Source organism: Streptomyces sp. SID5785, from assembly GCF_009870065.1.
Classification (GTDB): domain Bacteria; phylum Actinomycetota; class Actinomycetes; order Streptomycetales; family Streptomycetaceae; genus Streptomyces.
In genome coordinates this window covers 1-1,553 of record NZ_WWIA01000480.1, presented here as the reverse complement: position 1 = coordinate 1,553, position 1,553 = coordinate 1, and the positions used below count along the sequence as shown (strand labels likewise).

At 79.2% G+C, this 1,553-nt stretch carries 1 protein-coding gene; it reads left to right on the top strand.

What is annotated here, in order from left to right:
* On the top strand, window positions 1-1,553 hold a 1,553-nt coding region (locus tag GTW43_RS15660), incomplete at both ends, for a primosomal protein N' (protein ID WP_161302609.1).

Genomic DNA, 1,553 nt, shown 5'->3' with positions numbered 1-1,553 from the left:
TGGCAGCGGTACGAGCACGGGCCCGACTTCCTCGCCTCGCTGGCCCGCGGCGGCGCGCCCCGCGCCGTGTGGACCGCGCTGCCGGGACCCGAGTGGGCCGACGAGATCGCGCGGGCCGTGCGGGCGACGCTCGCCTCCGGCCGCGGCGCGCTCGTCGTCGTGCCCACCGTCCGGCTCGCCGCACGGGTCGACGCCGCGCTCCGTGAGCAGCTCGGCGAGGGCCGGCACGCGCTGCTCACGGCGGAGGCCGGACAGCAGCGTCGCTACGCGGAATGGCTCGCGGTGCGCCGGGGTTCGGTGCGGGCCGTGGTGGGGACCCGGGCCGCGATGTTCGCACCGGTGCAGAACCCGGGCCTGGTCGTCGTGTGGGACGACGGGGACGCGCATCACAGCGACGACCGCGCTCCCTTCCCGCACGTGCGCGAGGTGCTCGAACTGCGCGCAGGGCGCGACAAGTGCGGCTTCCTGCTGGGGGGTTGGAGCTGCACGGTGGAGGCCGCGCAGCTGGTGAGGAGCGGTTGGGCCGCCGCGCTCGCGGCCCCGCGCGAGCAGGTGCGGCGGACGGCGCCCCTGGTACGCACCGTCGGGGACCTCGACGTCGCGCGGGACGAGGCGGCGCGGGCCGCCCGGCTGCCGAGCGTCGCCTGGGAGGTCGCGCGCACCGCACTGCGCGAGGGGCCCGTCCTGGTCCAGGTGCCCCGGCGTGGATACGTGCCCCGGCTCGCCTGCCAGCGCTGCCGCGAGCCCGCCCGCTGCCGGCACTGCGCGGGACCGCTCGAGGCACGGGAGGCGACCGGTGTCCTCGCCTGCTCCTGGTGCGGCCGGGAGGAGGCGCACTGGCAGTGCGCCGAGTGCGGCGGGAACCGGCTGCGGGCCCAGGTGGTCGGAGCCCGGCGCACCGCGGAGGAGCTCGGCCGCGCCTTTCCCGCCGTACCGGTGCGGACCTCGGGCCGCGAGCAGGTCCTGGACACGGTCTCCGGGGGGCCCGCGCTCGTCGTGAGCACCCCCGGCGCCGAGCCGGTCGCCGACGGGGGGTACGCCGCCGCGCTGCTCCTGGACGGCTGGGCCATGCTCGGCCGTCCCGATCTGCGCGCGGGGGAGGACGCGCTGCGCCGCTGGATCGCGGCGGCCGCGCTGGTGCGGCCCCAGGAGAAGGGCGGCACCGTGGTCGTCGTCGCCGAGCCGACGCTGCGGCCCGTGCAGGCGCTGGTGCGCTGGGATCCGGCCGGGCACGCGGTGCGGGAGCTGGCGGACCGGGCCGAGCTGGGCTTTCCCCCGGTGTCCCGGATGGCGGCGGTGAGCGGTGAGCCGGGGGCGCTGGCCGAGTTCCTGGCGGCGGTCGAGCTGCCCGCCGACGCGGAGGTGCTGGGGCCGGTGCCGCAGGCCGCCGGCGGAGGGCCGCGCCGGGGCGCGGAGACCGGGGAGCGGGCGTTGATCCGGGTGCCGCCGGGCAGCGGGGCCGCGCTGGCCCGGTGCCTCAAGCAGGCGCAGGCGGCGCGGATGGCGGTGCGGGGGGCGGCGACGGAGCCGGTGCGGGTGCGGATCGATCCGCC